Genomic DNA, 14,268 nt, shown 5'->3' on the forward strand with positions numbered 1-14,268 from the left:
ACTCCCTCATTCCAAAGTGAGACCGCAATGAAGATCGGTATCCTGCAAACCGGCCACGCACCCGAAGAAATCATCACCAGCCGGGGCGATTTTGACGCGCATTTCAGGCGACTGCTGGACGGTCACGGCTTTGACTTTGTGACCTATAATGTGGTGGACATGCAGTTCCCTGATGCGATTACTGATTGCGACGGCTGGCTTGTGACCGGATCAAAACACGGGGCTTATGAAGATCACCCGTTCATCCCCCCGCTGGAGGTGCTGATCCGGGACATCTATGATGCTGATGTGCCCATGGTTGGCGTTTGTTTTGGCCACCAGATCATCGCGCAAGCGCTTGGAGGGAAGGTCGAGAAGTTCCCAAAAGGCTGGGCCGTGGGTCGCCGCGAGTATGACTGGCAAGGCGGGTCCATCGCGTTGAACGCATGGCACCAAGATCAGGTGACACAGCGCCCCGTCGATGCGACCGTTGTTGCCAGCAATGACTTTTGCGAAAATGCGGCGCTGGTTTACGGCAAACGGGCGTTTACCGTACAACCACACCCGGAGTTTGACGCAACATTTGTCGAAGGTCTTGCCACCCATCGCGGCCCCGGCGTGGTACCGGATACGCAACTGGCAGAGGTCCGCGAGAACCTGCCGCGTCCAATCGACAACGGGCAAGTCGCGGATCAGATCGCGCGGTTTTTCAAGGAACGGGTCGTCGCTTAAGGTTAGGCCTGCGTTAACCCTATTCGGGCATCATCTTGACGATGCAAGAGATACGTTCATCTAGACCGGTCGGTTTCGATTGGTTGGCGCAAGTCTTTCAGTGCCAGGCGGCACGTAATGGTGGTGTGATCCGCAGACAGGTGATTGACGTTGTTCGCGAGGTTGGCATCAACGCATTTGTGGCCGAGGTCCAGAAAAGACGGTTTCGACTGGTGCGGACTGACCACCATTTCGTGGTCATTTGTCACGATGGGCCTATCGAGATTGTTTGTTAAGCAACCAAATTTCTAGAAATTTGGTATGCCAACACATTTCTAGAAATGTGTTGCTACTTGCTCATCTTCGATAGCTTCTCTTGCAATGCGGCAAGTTGATTTTTGATTTCACCCAGATCACCGTCATCGCTTTTGTCATCTTCGGAAGATGCGGAAGCACCGGGCATCATGCCACCAGTCATCGCCTTAAAAAACGCTTCTTGCTGGGCGCGCATCGCCTCGAACCCGGGCATGTTGGCGATAGGGCTGGCCTTGCCGATGTTTTCCATCGCCTTGGTTTGTCCTTCGCGCAGCATATCAAAGCTGGCTTGCAGAAATTGCGGCACCACTGATGCGGCCTGGCTTGTGTAGCTGCGCACCAGATCGGTCAGCACATCAACAGGCAACACACTTTCGCCGCGGCTTTCGTGCTCTGCGATAATTTGCAACAGATATTGCCGGGTCAGGTCATCGCCTGATTTCAGATCGACGATCTGCACCTCGCGTCCTTCACGAATGAAGATCGCAATATCTTCGAGCGTCACATAGTCACTAGTCTCAGTATTGTAGAGACGGCGGCTCGCGTAGCGCTTGATCAGTAGCGGTTTGTCAGTCTTGGCCACGGGCGTCCCTCCCAAGGATGTTGCGGTGCAGCAAAGCCTACGCCGCGCCTGCTAAAAAAGAAAGCCTTTGCGCAAAACAAAAGACGGCCCGCTTTCGCAGACCGTCTTTCAAAATCTAACCCTTAGGGAGGTAAGGGCGATTTAGCTTACTTTGCAGCAGTTGCTTTTTTAGCAGCAGCTGTCAGCTCAGTCTGAGCTTTTTTCGCAGCAGCGTTCATTTCTTCTGACATGTCTTTGCCAGCAGCCATGACCAATTCCATAGTCTGTGTCTGAACTTTTTTCGCGATTTCAGCGAAAGCAGACATGTGCTCGGCAGCGGATTCAGCGGATGCAGATGCGAAATCTGTCATTGCTTTTGCATAGTCAGCAGGCTCTGCCTTTGCTTTGGACATTGCTTCTACTTTAGCAAGTGTGTCCTGTGTCCACTTTGCGGACAGCTCAGCGGATTTACCAGCAGCGTCGATTGCAACTGCGGACATTTTTTCGGCCAGAGCAGTCTGATTCTTGAACTGCTCTTCCATTGCTTTGGTGTCGACAGGAAACGCGCCTGTCATGTCTTTGAAGATCGCGGTGAAGTCTTGTGTTTTAGCAGCCATTGTAGTCGCCTTTCGATGTGTCAGTGCGGTGTGTTCCGCGTTAATTCGATGACACCAATATGCATGCTGCAGTGCAGCATTTCAAGTGTTTTTTCTGCAGTGCAGCATAAATTTTTCAAATTCCTGATTAGCCGATATATTTCAGCTACTTAGAAACAACATATGTCCCTGGCGCGGGCGCAAGAACGGGGTGTTTGTCATCACCCGGAGTGCGTGCATCAACCTTTTTACCTGATTTTTTCGACAACCAGCCGTCCCAACGCGGCCACCAGGACCCTTCGTTTTTCTCGGCAGCGTCAAGCCAGTCATCAGCCGTCAGCCCAAGTTCCGGGTTCGTATAATGTCCGTACTTGTTCTTTGTCGGTGGATTGATGATCCCGGCAATGTGCCCGCTTTCGGATAGTATAAAGGTTTTATCCTTCGACCCCATCTGCGCAACGCCTGCGTAGCTGCTTTTCCACGCCGCGATGTGATCGGTCTCACAAGCGATCGCGCACAGCGGCACGCTGACGTCTTTCAGCTTTACGGTTTCACCCGCAACTTCAAATCCATCGGTAGCGAATCTATCGTTCTGGCAAAGACCCCGCAGATATTCGACCGACATCTTGGCGGGCAGGTTTGTGCCATCTCCGTTCCAATAAAGCAGATCGAACGCTGGCGGCGCCTTGCCCATCATGTAGCTTTTGATGGCAGGGCCATAGATCAGGTCGTTGGAGCGCAGATATGAGAACGTGCGCGACATAAAGAAGGAATCCAGCACGCCGCTTTCCGCAACTTCTGCTTCAATCCCGTCGATGAAATCATCATCAAGAAACACCCCCACTTCGCCTCGGTCCGAGAAATCGGTGAGCGTCGTAAAGAAGGTGGCGCTATTGACGGAGGTATCCTTTCGTTTCTTCATCAATGCCAAGGTCAGCGACAGCGTCGTCCCCGCAATGCAGTATCCGACCGCATTCACTTTCTTGACGCCGCAGATATCTTTGACCTCTTTGATCGCTGTCAGATAGCCATCTTCGACATAATCGGTCATCGACGTATCGCGATAGCCCGCGTCTGGGTTGACCCAAGACACGACGAATACCGTATATCCCTGCTCTACGGCCCATTTGATCAGACTGTTTTGTGGCTTCAGGTCGAGGATGTAGAATTTGTTGATCCACGGCGGGAAGATGATGAGTGGGGTCTCGTACACCTTTTCGGTCGTCGGTGCATATTGGATCAACTCGAACATATGATTGCGAAAGACCACGGAACCGGGCGTGGTGGCGAGGTTTTCGCCCAGCGTGAAGGCGTTCTTATCGGCAAGCGTGACGACCAGATCACCGTCGTTGGCTTCCAGATCAGCGATCATATTCTCTAGCCCTGCCACAAGGCTTTCGCCTTCGGTCTCGGCTGCTAAGGCCAATGCTTCGGGGTTGGTGGGCAGGAAGTTGGTGGGGCTGATCATATCGACCATTTGCTGGCTGAAGTAGCGCAGGCGCTTTTTTTCCTCAGAATCAAGCGTGTCGATGTCTTCAACCGCTTGCTGCACCGCAGAAGCATTCATCAGATACTGTTGCTTGATGAAATTAAAGTAGGGGTTTGTGTCCCACAGCTCATGGCTGAAGCGGCGGTCATTGGGGGTTTCGTCGGTTGCCGGCTCTAGTTTGCCCTGCGCCAGCAAGTGTTGTGCCTCAACGTAATGCTTTACCGATTTGCCCCAAAACTCCAACTGATGCTCAATCAGCTTGGCGGGATTATGCATCATTTCAGTCATATAGGCGGTTGCCGCCTTCATATAGAGTTCTTGACTGGGGCCCTGTAGCGATGGGGCCACATGCCGCCCTTGGCCCATAACCTTCAACAAACGTTGGGTCAGCTCTTCGACCCGGGCAAGGTTGGCTTCCAGCTTTGCAACATTCGGACCAACTGTTTCTTGCGCTTCTAAATCGTTTGTTGTCATTTTAACCTACCTATGCGTATGCTGCAGGTGCAGCATAATCTGCGCCTGCCATCGGAGACCGAGTACATGAAGTATATGATGACCTATGACCTGATGGAAAGCATGCGCAACACCAATCAGTGGTTGGGCGCAACTGCACATGCATTTGCGTCCTACCCGATGATGTCATGGGGCGCGAACCCTGGCATGGATTGGTTGAAGGCTTGGGGCGAAGTGACCGAGCGTACTTTTTCACGGATGGTGATGAAGCCCGACTGGAATATCCCACCGGTTACAGGCGAAAAGGGCAAAGACTATCCTGTCGTCGTGGAAACAGTGGTTGAGAAACCGTTCGGTGATCTGATCCACTTCACGATGCCGGGCCGCAAACCCAGTAAGCGCCGTGTGATGCTGGTGGCCCCGATGTCGGGTCACTATGCCACACTGCTGCGCAAGACAGTCATCAGCCTTCTGCCCGATGCGGACGTGTACATCACCGATTGGCACAATGCCCGTGATATCCCTGTCAGTGCCGGTAAATTCGATATTGAGGATTACACCCTCTACCTGATGGACTTCATGCGCACGCTTGGCTCCGACATCCATGTGATCGCCGTATGCCAGCCTGTGCCACTTGCATTGGCAGCAACAGCCTATCTGGCCGAGCTTGATCCGGATGCGCAGCCACGTTCATTGACCTTGATCGGTGGTCCTGTTGACCCCGAAGCGAACCATACCGAAGTCACCGACTTTGGCCGTTCCGTTACCATGGGTCAGTTGGAAGAAACCATGATCCAGCGGGTTGGTTTCAAGTATTCTGGCGTGGGGCGCATGGTTTATCCGGGTCTGTTGCAACTGGCCTCTTTCATATCAATGAACGCAGAGACGCACAGCAATGCCTTCCGCGATGAAATCATCCGCGTCGCTAAAGGTGAAGCGTCAGAGCATGACCGCCACAATGATTTCTACGACGAATACCTTGCCGTAATGGACATGACGGCAGAGTTTTACCTGTCCACGGTTGAGCGTATTTTCAAAGGCCGTGAGATTGCACAAAATGAATTCATGGTCGCAGGCCATAAGGTTGATATGGGCAAGATCACAACGGTTGCCGTCAAAATCGTCGAAGGCGAAGAAGATGACATCTCGGCCCCCGGCCAATGCCTTGCGGCACTGGATTTGCTGACCGGCTTGCCCGATGAGAAGAAGGCGTCTCATCTTGAGCCGGGCGCAGGGCACTACGGTATCTTTGCTGGCCGCAGCTGGCGCAACAATATCCGGCCATTGGTTCTGGATTTCATTGACGCGAATTCTGATGCGCCCAAGCGCAAATCAGCCAAAGTTGTCAGTATTAAGTAACCTCAGGGCCGCAGCATCAGCGGCTGCGCCATCCAACGCTCGAGCGCATCCGTGGTTGCATCTGGTGCTTCCAGCGTGGGCAGATACCCTGCCCCTTCGATGATTTCGAGTTGTGCATAAGGGATGAGTTCGGCCAAGAACTCGTGCCTTTTCAGGTGATACTGCCCGTCATGGCGACCGCAAATGACAGCGACAGGTTGCTGGACCTGACGCAAAGTGGCCTGCTGATCCTTGCGCCGCTGCATCGCGCGGGCCTGTTTGACGTAGACATCTGGCCCCATATCGCGCCCCATCTCGGTCAATTGCCTGACAAGATCAACCTTGTCCGTCGAGGGGGCCATCCAAGTCGAGTTGATTTCATGCTGCAACACGTCATCCCAGCGCCCTGCACGCGCGGCAATGATATGCGGCTCACGCGCGGCAGCGGCTTCAGGTGTGTCTGCTTGCGGGCTTGTGCTGAGCAAGGCAATGCGCGTGATCCGCTCAGGCGCGCGGCGCAGCAGTTCCATCGCGACCATGCCGCCCATCCCCATGCCGCACAGCGCGAACTTGGACGGCGACCATGAAAGTATTTGACTGGCGATTTCTTCAATCCGCTCGCCGCAAGTCGGCGGTGCGACCATCACGGCATGCGCACGCGACAAAACCTGCATCTGCGGCGCAAAAATGCGTGCGTCAGATAGCATCGGCGGGATCATTACCAGCGTTTCACGCGGCATGGCGGGGTGGCCCTATCAAACTGCTCAACCTTTTGGGTTTTTTCTTAGTTTGACGCGGAATAGGCGCTGCCGCAAGTGTTTCAGCGGGCAGGCAGCCCACGCAACCAAGCTAAAATCTGCCGAGCCAGTGGCGCGTTTTGGCCCGGCGAAAAGATATCACCGGCCATGACATGCCCCATTGCGTCGTCATCCGGCGTCTGCTCGATCTTAATTTGCTCTGTAGCGGCACCCCAACGTGCGATGACTTTTTGGGTGTCTTCGGGGTGCACCACCTGATCGGCCTCGTTGAAACAGAACAATGCTGGCGTGCTGATCAATGTTAAATCCGCCCCACGCACGGCCCGTACTGCATCAGCCATGACATGCACGGCGTCGGTCGGATATTTGACTGTCCAATAGGCTGCGTGTGCTTGGTTGATTGGCTCAAACGACCGCGAACGCCCTGCGATGTATTTTGACCAATGCCGCGATCCGGGTAGATCAAGCAAGGTTTGCACAGCCCGGTGCCTCAGTCCGAAATTCGGCGAGACGTGGATCATGACTTTGGCCTTTGCCCCCTCAGCCAAGGCCAGCGTCGCCAAGGTGCAGCCGGTTGAACACCCCATGATGATCACTTCATCGCCCAGCGTTTCAGCGATCACAATCGCCTCTGCCACGTCCCGCCGCCAATCCGAAAGCGTGGCTTTGCCCATGGCATCACCATCCTGCCCGTGCCCGGTCAGCCGCGTGAAGTGGATGTTCGCGCCAAGCTCTTTTGCCACCAGATCAGGTAAAGGCCGCAGTTCTTCTCCCGTGGCTGAAAACCCGTGGATATACAGCAAGCATATAGGCGTCTTGGTGGCAGGCGCACCAGCCCAGACGATCCGCTTTTCGCAGCCTTCGCGCAGGTGTGGCACCTGCGCTTCGGCTGCGGCAAGGGCCGCTTCTATGTCGGCCAAATCATGCAAGGGCGCGCCGTGCCATTGGGCGGTAGATCAAGGCCAGCGCAAGGATCGCAACCACCAGAATGCCCGCCGGGATCAGTGTGATCGACATCTGCAAGGTGCCCAGTGCCGCATCTGATTGCGCAACCACCCCATTTGTTGTTTCCTGCCAGCCCGCTGCCGCCAGCGTCAGGCCCAGCACCGCCGGGGCTACCGCATTCGCCAGCTTTTGACCAAAAAGCCAGATCGCCGAGAACGCCCCTTCGATGGCGATGCCCGTTTCGCGCCGGGTCACATCCATCAGATCCGGGTAAATCGCCCAAGGGATTTGCTGATAGGCCCCGTTGGTCATGCCTGCCAGCACGAACATACCAGCAATCGCAGTGACATTCACAGAAGGTAGCATCGTGTAGAGTGCGTAAAGCAGGACAACATAGAGGCAAAGCCCCAAGATCAGCGCACCAACCTTGCCCAACCGATTGGATAGCAGCACCCAGACAGCCTGGCTCAGGATTGAACCGACAACAAAGGTGGCGAACATCAGACTAAGCGTGGACAGAGCCGCAGCAGCGCCAGACAGCATCGTGTCGCCGCTATCAATGATCAGATAAAGCGCAGCAAATGGCAGGCCTGCCGTGATCATCGCAATCGCCAATGTCATCACTCCGTAGATCAGGACCAGCACCACGAAAGCCTTGTTTGAGAAAACCAATCCAAACATACCAGACAGGCTGACCGTTGCGGGCTGTTCAATGCGCGGTGCATTGCGGATGGACCAAAGCGACAGCCACACCGCCCCGACCATCAAAGGTGTCACGATCAAAGCTGCCATTGCATAGCCCATTGATCCCGCCAAGCCGGGCAACACCGCACCACCGATCAGGATACCAATGCTGGCAAATGCCATGCGAAACCCCGTCATCGCGGACCGTTCTTTGGGATCTTGCGTGATCTCACCCGATTGTGCGCCATAGGGGATCGCCACCATTGTAAAGCCAATCGTCGCCATCACAAAGAATGCCACCACCCACGCAAGGTTCGCATTCATCCCCATCCCCGGCGGCACAGAAAACAGGCCGACCATTCCGGCCGACATGACCAGCACGCCCAGAAACATCCACGGCGCACGGCGGCCATAGCGACTTTGCGTGCGGTCGCTAAAGTAGCCAATCAGCGGGTCGGTGATCATGTCAAAGATCAGGACAGCAGTGGTCACGAAACCCGCAATCGCGACAGGCACACCCAGAAACGCTGTCATATACGTCAGGATCAGCAGTTGTTTGACGATGACAAAGACAACAATGCCCATGTCGGCCAGACCCCAGCCTGCCTTTTGCCCCAATGATAATGCCATGCGCGTCCCCTCCCAAGGATTTCGGGCACCCTAATCAGGCGCGCAGGTGATCCCAAAGGGAAACGTGGCGTCAGACCGTAAGGTGGGTTTCAACCCACCCGCCCCAGTACATCCTCGACAGCACTCACAATCAGGTCGAGGCAATTGTCATCCGAAAAACGATGATCTGCACCATCAACCAGCGTCAGGCGCATGTCAGGGCTTTCCGCGTGCTCTAACAGCCGCAATGCCACAGACATTTTCACATCAACATCCGCCGTCCCCTGCAATGACCGCACCGGAAAAGGCAACGGCAGCGGGTCACGCAGTACCAGTCGTTCACGCCCTTCTTCGATCAGGCGCCGGGTGATGATGTAGGGTTCGCCATAGTCCGACGGCAAGGCGACCTGCCCTGCCATCAACTCCTGTTTTTGTGCATCCGAAAAACCCGCCCACATGCTGTCTTCGGTGAAATCCGGAGCGGCGGCGATGGTGACCATACCGGCGATGCGTTCCGGCATAGCGCGCGCCACCAGCAGGGAAATCCAGCCACCCATGCTGGAGCCGACCAAGACCACCTTTCCAGCCAGCAGCCCGATCGCTGCACATGCGTCTTCAAACCAATCGCCGATGCAGCCATCAGTAAAAACCTCGCCGCTTTCGCCGTGACCGGAGTAATCAAACCGCAGAAAGGCCCGCCCCGAATCGCGTGCCCATTTTTCCAGATACACGGCCTTGGTACCGCCCATATCGGACTTGAAGCCGCCCAAAAACACAACCGCAGGGCCGGTACCATCGGTCAAATGATAGGCAATCCTACGCCCCTGCGGCGTGACAAAAGACGGGGTTTCACTATTGTTTTCCATGCACTTACAGCATCACAACGATCCGTTCGCTGCAAGTATTTTTAAGTGACTCTATTGTCACGTGACTATTTAGTAACCTATAAGGTTTCCGATGGATGCGATTTTCAAAGCCCTCAACGACCCCGCCCGGCGCGACCTGCTTGACAGTTTGCGCCAACGCGACGGCCAATCCCTCAGCGACCTTGAAGAGGTGCTGGAGATGTCCCGTTTTGGCGTGATGAAGCATCTGAAGGTCCTCGAAGAGGCCAATCTGATCGTCACCCGCAAGGATGGCCGGTTCAAATACCACTACCTGAATGCCCTGCCTTTGCAGGACGTGATGGACAGATGGGCCGCCCCTTTTTTGCAACGCCAAGCGCGCGCAGTGACTGAATTGAAAGCGAAGCTAGAGAGAGACACCGCTATGGGAAAACCTGATTTCATGATGCAAACATTCATCCGCTGCAGCCAGGATGCGCTGTGGGCGGCCTTGACCGAGGCCGACCAGATGGCCGCCTACCACTTTGCCTGCAACGTGGTTGAAGGAAACGCTGCGGTTGGCGAAGATATCGCCTTTATCCGCCCCGACGGCAGTGCGATGCTCAAGCAAACAACAACGGCGCTGGACCCAAAAAGCCGGATCGCAATGACTTTTGATCCGCTGTTTATGGGCCCCGACGCGCCATCCAGTCACATGGTCTATCTGATCGAACCGCAAGGCGAGCAATGCAAGCTAACGATTGAGCATTACGACATGGCCCCCGGTCAGGAAGGTTTCGCCGAAGGCTGGGCCCGTCTGGCGTCATCGCTCAAAAGCTATCTGGAAACCGGTACCGCACTCAAAGCGGCGATGTAAGGAGAGTGATCATGGAAAGCTTCCCAACCGAACTGGGCATTCTGACGTGCTTTGCCATTCTCGCGGCCTCGCTGTGGATACCATACATTGTCGGCGTGAACACCGCACCCGAAGGGTCGCTGCCCGCCGATGCACCTGACGGGTTCACCCGCATCCCCAACCCGCGCCTGCACCGCCCGTGGGTGCAACGGGCCTACCGCGCGCACCTGAACATGCTGGAACAACTGGTGCCATTTGCAATGCTGGTGCTGATCCTTGACCGGGTCGATGGGTTTACCGCTTTGACCTACTGGACGGCTATCGCCTTTTTCTGGCTGCGGGTCGCCCACGCGGTAGGCTACATAACAGGCACAGCAGGTTTCCCACTGCGCCCGATCATTTTTACCGCCGGATGGGTGTGCTGCCTGATCATGGCCTATGCAGTCTTCGCAGCCCGCTTCTGAAACAAAAATGCACACAGCTCTCGCGCGCTGTGTGCATCTTAATGGGGTCGCTGGCGCGCAGTCTTAGCCGCCGACGTAGACCGCCTTTTTGGGGCGATAAAAGATCTTCTGGTCGTGCAAACGACCCAACAGTTCTTCGTTCTGGCGCTGATCACGCTCAATCACGCGGATCGATTCCAGATGCGCGGGGTTTTCTTCGCTCAATGCCAAACGCATGCTGGACAACTCGCGACCGCGGGCGCGCAGCGCCTCTTCAATCATGCTGACGTCATTAATGCTCAGATCAAACTTGCGATTGTAGCTTGGCATAAGTCATCCCCTATATCTGGGTTTCGCATTGGAAACACTGTCGCTTTTATAGGGTCAGGTGTCGCAGTCAACGTATATCTGGGTATACGAAGCGGCGCTGAACTATTGCTCGGTGTATATCGCACCCTGAACCGCGATTGCGCCACCGCCAGTCGGCGTGGCCGTACCCGATACCACACCTGAGAAAAACTCGACATTCGGCCCGGAAAAGTTGCCCGCGAGCCCGGTGTCAATGTCCATCGCACCCGCTGCAAATGTCACATTGCCAGTCACGTTGCCCGCAACAAAGTTACCCAAAAGATCAACAACAACACCGTTTTCGATAGAGACCGTTCCCGCAGTTGCATTGCCAGACAGGTCATAGAAATTATCCGCGCCACCGGTCACCAAATCGGTGCCAAAATCGACATTCACCTGCGCCTGTCCAATCACCCCATCCATGCTGCCGTCCTGCAAAAGCAAGGTCATTGCGCCGTCATAGGTGGCGTCACCTCTGTCGGGAATGGCACTCTCTGGGCTCACGCCAGCTAGAACAACCTTGTCGATGATATCCAGATTTGTGGCGTTCAGTTCGGCAAAGCTGAGCACGGGTGTCGGATCGGAGTCGCTATTTGACGTAACTTGGCACGCTGCGGTCGTAACAATGGCCAGACAGGAGATCAGTTTGGATGTGTCCATGAATTCGCTCTCAGTTGGTGAAAAAATTGGGGAACAAAGACCACTCGCACGTTCCGTACGATACATCGCGACACAGGCTTTGGAATCTACAAACTTGACAGTGTTTGCGCCACAGGCGAAACACCGCCAGACACATAACCCGCAACCGGGCGTTTTGTAGGCGCCAAACAGACGAGGAGCTTGCCCTAAGATGGCACAGATTTCCCTGACATTCCCCGATGGCAACAGCCGCTCTTACGCCGCTGGCGTGACAGCTGCGGCTGTGGCCGCCGATATTTCGTCATCCCTGCGTAAAAAGGCGATCAGTGCGACCGTGGACGGTCAGCACTGGGATTTGCAGTGGCCGATCGAGGCCGACAGCAGCATCGCCATCAACACCATGAAGGACGAAGAGCCCGCATTGGAGCTGGTCCGCCACGATCTGGCGCATATCATGGCGCGTGCAGTGCAAGAGATTTGGCCTGATACGCAAGTCACCATCGGCCCCGTCATCAAAGACGGCTGGTACTACGACTTTGACCGGAAAGAGCCGTTTACACCCGAAGATCTCGGCACCATCGAAAAGAAGATGAAAGAGATCATCAATAAGCGCGATGAGGTGCGGACCGAGATTTGGGACCGCGATGTTGCGATCCAGTATTACAAAGACCGGGGCGAGCCTTATAAGGTCGAGCTGATCGAAAGCATTCCAGGCGATGAACCGTTGCGCATGTATTGGCATGGCGACTGGCAGGACCTGTGCCGTGGTCCACATTTGCAGCATACCGGTCAGGTCCCTGCCGATGGTTTCAAACTGATGTCGATTGCCGGCGCCTATTGGCGCGGCGACAGCGACCGCGCGATGTTGCAGCGGATTTATGGGTGCGCTTTCACCAACAAGGAAGGGCTGAAGGCGCACCTGCATATGCTGGAAGAAGCGGCCAAACGCGACCACCGCAAGCTGGGCCGTGAAATGGACCTGTTCCATATGCAGGAAGAAGCCCCCGGTCAGGTGTTCTGGCATCCGAATGGCTGGACGATCTATACAGAGCTGCAAGACTACGTCCGCCGTAAACAGCGGGCGGGCGACTATAAGGAGATCAACACACCACAGGTGGTTGATCGCAAGCTCTGGGAAGCCTCTGGTCACTGGGACAAGTATCAAGAACACATGTTTGTCGTCGAAGTCGAAGAAGAACATGCCAAGGAAAAGGCGATCAATGCGCTGAAACCGATGAACTGCCCCTGCCATGTGCAGGTGTTTAATCAAGGGCTGAAGTCTTATCGTGATCTGCCCCTGCGTTTGGCCGAATTCGGATCATGTGCGCGATACGAGCCTTCGGGCGCTCTGCATGGGATCATGCGGGTGCGCGGCTTTACCCAAGATGATGGTCATATCTTCTGCACAGAAGAACAGATCGAGACAGAGTGCGCGCGCTTCATCAACTTTTTGGCGGACATCTATAAAGATCTTGGGTTCGAGAACTTTGAAATCGCCTTTGCGACACGGCCTGAAAAGCGTGTCGGTTCCGACGAAAGCTGGGATCACGTCGAAGGCGCGCTTGAGGCCGCTATCAAATCCACCGGACGCGATTTCAGGCTGGAACCGGGCGATGGCGCTTTCTATGGGCCGAAGCTTGATTTCTATCTGACCGATGCACTTGGGCGCACATGGCAATGTGGCACGTTTCAGGTCGACCCGAACCTGCCCGAACGACTGGGGGCCACCTACATCGGACAAGATGGGGCCAAGCATCAGCCATACATGCTGCACCGCGCGACTTTGGGATCGTTTGAGCGGTTCATTGGCATCCTGATCGAAGAACACGCAGGCAAGCTGCCGTTCTGGCTGGCCCCGCGTCAGGTCGTCGTCGCAACGATTGTGTCGGACGCTGATAACTACGCGCTGGAGGTTGTTGCGGCTCTCAAAGCGGCTGGCGTCCGGGCCGAGGCTGATCGGCGCAATGAAAAGATCAACTTCAAGGTTCGCGAGCATTCGGTGGGCAAGGTCCCTGTGATTCTGGCCTTGGGCGCACGCGAGGTGGAAGAAGGTACTGTCACCGCGCGTCGTCTGGGTGAAAATAAAACATCTGTAACATCCCTTGCGGAAATTGTTGCAGAGCTGGGCAAAGCGGCCACGCCACCCGACCTTCTGTAACATTCCAGCGCTGGAACCTGTAACAAACCCGCCGATGGAAACATCGGCGGGTTCTTTGTTTTCAAGGCTCAAAGCCCTGTGACAGGCTGTCGCGGGCGAAGCCGCGCTCACGCGATCTCACGGGAACGCGATGCACGGCCCTGTGAATGGCATATGAACAGAGGTGACGGTTAGGGTTTGGGCATCGCCGGAACACGGTGACGATCAAACCTGACCCAAATCAAAGGAAACTTCGATGTCCAACGCTACAAAAACACTCGTACTCGCATCTGCTGTTGCAACTGCTGTTGCAGGCCTGTCCACAACTGCTGCTGCGCAAGAAAACGTCAAGTGCTTCGGTGTATCACTGGCTGGTGAAAACGACTGTGCAGCAGGCCCAGGCACAACATGTGCAGGCACATCCACTGTTGATTACCAAGGCAACGCATGGACATTCGTCGCTGCGGGCACATGCGAAACCATGGAACTGCCAGCAATGGCTGACGGCAGTGAGCGCATGGGTTCACTGGAAGAGCTGGACCGCGACCTGCCAGCATAAGCTGAAATATGGTAAGGTGGATC

15 protein-coding genes are annotated in these 14,268 nt (G+C 55.3%); 6 read left to right on the plus strand and 9 right to left on the minus strand.

Annotated features, from left to right (window positions below; all coding sequences use genetic code 11):
• Positions 1-27: 27 nt before the first annotated feature.
• Complete coding sequence (locus MWU60_RS11990; RefSeq protein ID WP_247227569.1) at positions 28-711, plus strand: type 1 glutamine amidotransferase; 684 nt, start codon at positions 28-30, stop codon at positions 709-711.
• 328 nt (positions 712-1,039) lie between these two features.
• Here the strand turns inward: MWU60_RS11990 and phaR are convergent, their stop codons facing one another.
• The 3 genes from phaR to phaC form a co-directional block, all read right to left on the minus strand.
• Entirely contained in the window at positions 1,040-1,588 is a 549-nt protein-coding gene (gene phaR, locus MWU60_RS11995; RefSeq protein ID WP_247227570.1) for a polyhydroxyalkanoate synthesis repressor PhaR, read from the minus strand.
• 146 nt (positions 1,589-1,734) lie between these two features.
• Entirely contained in the window at positions 1,735-2,184 is a 450-nt protein-coding gene (locus MWU60_RS12000) for a phasin family protein (protein WP_247227571.1), read from the minus strand.
• 145 nt (positions 2,185-2,329) lie between these two features.
• Complete coding sequence (gene phaC, locus MWU60_RS12005) at positions 2,330-4,126, minus strand: class I poly(R)-hydroxyalkanoic acid synthase (RefSeq protein ID WP_247227572.1); 1,797 nt, start codon at positions 4,124-4,126, stop codon at positions 2,330-2,332.
• Positions 4,127-4,192: 66 nt separating this feature from the next.
• On the opposite strand from phaC, the gene phaZ reads away from it, so the two are divergent.
• Positions 4,193-5,464 (plus strand): polyhydroxyalkanoate depolymerase, encoded by a 1,272-nt coding sequence (gene phaZ / locus MWU60_RS12010; RefSeq protein WP_247227573.1) that lies wholly within the window; start codon positions 4,193-4,195, stop codon positions 5,462-5,464.
• Positions 5,465-5,466: 2 nt separating this feature from the next.
• Here the strand turns inward: phaZ and MWU60_RS12015 are convergent, their stop codons facing one another.
• From MWU60_RS12015 to MWU60_RS12030, 4 genes are all read right to left on the minus strand, one after another.
• Complete coding sequence (locus tag MWU60_RS12015) at positions 5,467-6,183, minus strand: alpha/beta hydrolase (RefSeq protein WP_247227574.1); 717 nt, start codon at positions 6,181-6,183, stop codon at positions 5,467-5,469.
• Between the two features lie 80 nt (positions 6,184-6,263).
• A complete protein-coding gene (locus MWU60_RS12020; protein ID WP_247227575.1) occupies positions 6,264-7,130 on the minus strand; it encodes an alpha/beta fold hydrolase in 867 nt (288 codons plus the stop codon).
• On the minus strand, positions 7,123-8,460 hold the full coding sequence (locus tag MWU60_RS12025; protein ID WP_247227576.1) for an MFS transporter: 1,338 nt from the start codon (positions 8,458-8,460) through the stop codon (positions 7,123-7,125). Before MWU60_RS12025 ends, MWU60_RS12020 begins: the two co-directional genes overlap by 8 nt.
• Positions 8,461-8,549: 89 nt before the next feature.
• Entirely contained in the window at positions 8,550-9,305 is a 756-nt protein-coding gene (locus MWU60_RS12030; protein WP_247227577.1) for an alpha/beta hydrolase, read from the minus strand.
• Positions 9,306-9,396: 91 nt separating this feature from the next.
• Between MWU60_RS12030 and MWU60_RS12035 the strand changes: the two genes are divergently transcribed.
• Entirely contained in the window at positions 9,397-10,140 is a 744-nt protein-coding gene (locus tag MWU60_RS12035) for a metalloregulator ArsR/SmtB family transcription factor (protein WP_247227578.1), read from the plus strand.
• A gap of 11 nt (positions 10,141-10,151) precedes the next feature.
• Positions 10,152-10,583, plus strand: a complete 432-nt coding sequence (locus tag MWU60_RS12040) for an MAPEG family protein (protein ID WP_247227579.1) — start codon at positions 10,152-10,154, stop codon at positions 10,581-10,583.
• A 63-nt stretch (positions 10,584-10,646) separates the two neighbouring features.
• Here MWU60_RS12040 and MWU60_RS12045 read toward each other — a convergent pair whose 3' ends face one another.
• Positions 10,647-10,892: a hypothetical protein gene (locus tag MWU60_RS12045; RefSeq protein ID WP_247227580.1), complete on the minus strand. Its 246-nt coding sequence runs from the start codon at positions 10,890-10,892 to the stop codon at positions 10,647-10,649.
• A gap of 102 nt (positions 10,893-10,994) precedes the next feature.
• Positions 10,995-11,570, minus strand: coding sequence for a hypothetical protein (locus tag MWU60_RS12050; RefSeq protein WP_247227581.1), 576 nt, complete (start codon positions 11,568-11,570; stop codon positions 10,995-10,997).
• A 190-nt stretch (positions 11,571-11,760) separates the two neighbouring features.
• Here MWU60_RS12050 and thrS point away from each other — a divergent pair, with 190 nt between their 5' ends.
• On the plus strand, positions 11,761-13,707 hold the full coding sequence (gene thrS / locus MWU60_RS12055) for a threonine--tRNA ligase (RefSeq protein WP_247227582.1): 1,947 nt from the start codon (positions 11,761-11,763) through the stop codon (positions 13,705-13,707).
• 235 nt (positions 13,708-13,942) lie between these two features.
• A complete protein-coding gene (locus MWU60_RS12060) occupies positions 13,943-14,245 on the plus strand; it encodes a DUF2282 domain-containing protein (RefSeq protein ID WP_247227583.1) in 303 nt (100 codons plus the stop codon).
• Positions 14,246-14,268 lie beyond the last annotated feature (23 nt).

Source organism: Yoonia sp. F2084L (genome assembly GCF_023015625.1).
Lineage (GTDB): Bacteria > Pseudomonadota > Alphaproteobacteria > Rhodobacterales > Rhodobacteraceae > Yoonia.

Bases quoted from the DNA above. Each gene is read 5' to 3' on its own strand.
- MWU60_RS11990 (WP_247227569.1), top strand. From the start codon at position 28: ATGAAGATCGGTATCCTGCAAACCGGCCACGCACCCGAAGAAATCATC.
- MWU60_RS12000 (WP_247227571.1), bottom strand. From the start codon at position 2,184: ATGGCTGCTAAAACACAAGACTTCACCGCGATCTTCAAAGACATGACA.
- phaC (WP_247227572.1), bottom strand. From the start codon at position 4,126: ATGACAACAAACGATTTAGAAGCGCAAGAAACAGTTGGTCCGAATGTT.
- phaZ (WP_247227573.1), top strand. From the start codon at position 4,193: ATGAAGTATATGATGACCTATGACCTGATGGAAAGCATGCGCAACACC.
- MWU60_RS12015 (WP_247227574.1), bottom strand. From the start codon at position 6,183: ATGCCGCGTGAAACGCTGGTAATGATCCCGCCGATGCTATCTGACGCA.
- MWU60_RS12025 (WP_247227576.1), bottom strand. From the start codon at position 8,460: ATGGCATTATCATTGGGGCAAAAGGCAGGCTGGGGTCTGGCCGACATG.
- MWU60_RS12030 (WP_247227577.1), bottom strand. From the start codon at position 9,305: ATGGAAAACAATAGTGAAACCCCGTCTTTTGTCACGCCGCAGGGGCGT.
- MWU60_RS12035 (WP_247227578.1), top strand. From the start codon at position 9,397: ATGGATGCGATTTTCAAAGCCCTCAACGACCCCGCCCGGCGCGACCTG.
- MWU60_RS12040 (WP_247227579.1), top strand. From the start codon at position 10,152: ATGGAAAGCTTCCCAACCGAACTGGGCATTCTGACGTGCTTTGCCATT.
- MWU60_RS12045 (WP_247227580.1), bottom strand. From the start codon at position 10,892: ATGCCAAGCTACAATCGCAAGTTTGATCTGAGCATTAATGACGTCAGC.
- MWU60_RS12050 (WP_247227581.1), bottom strand. From the start codon at position 11,570: ATGGACACATCCAAACTGATCTCCTGTCTGGCCATTGTTACGACCGCA.
- thrS (WP_247227582.1), top strand. From the start codon at position 11,761: ATGGCACAGATTTCCCTGACATTCCCCGATGGCAACAGCCGCTCTTAC.
- MWU60_RS12060 (WP_247227583.1), top strand. From the start codon at position 13,943: ATGTCCAACGCTACAAAAACACTCGTACTCGCATCTGCTGTTGCAACT.